The 302-nt window shown below is 42.1% G+C and carries 1 pseudogene; it reads right to left on the bottom strand.

From position 1 onward, the window contains the following. Window positions 1–17: 17 nt before the first annotated feature. Window positions 18–302: pseudogene (locus tag IQR33_RS15695) on the bottom strand (thiamine biosynthesis protein ThiJ); the annotation flags it as partial.

Raw genomic sequence — 302 nt, forward strand, 5'->3', positions numbered from 1 at the left:
ATGTAAAACACCACATGTTATGAATGATTATTTAACGCCTTGTTATCCGAGCTTGCTAACTCTGCTGATTGAATAGTTGTGGCAATAAGCTCTTCAAACAGCTCTAATTGCCCAGCAGGTATCAATTGATTTTGTATAGCTTTTCGTTTGTTTGAGTCAAATAGCCGCTCTGTTAACCAACCAATTAGATACATCAGTGAAAGGCAGCCACCGGCCGTCGCTACATTACCGTCTATCACGAGAGGCAGATCCTGAACATCTCCTCCCATACTTTGTAGAACAGCCTTTGCATCTGGGTTTGT

It is taken from the genome of Vibrio sp. OPT46 (assembly GCF_015163535.1).
Taxonomy (GTDB): domain Bacteria; phylum Pseudomonadota; class Gammaproteobacteria; order Enterobacterales; family Vibrionaceae; genus Vibrio; species Vibrio alginolyticus.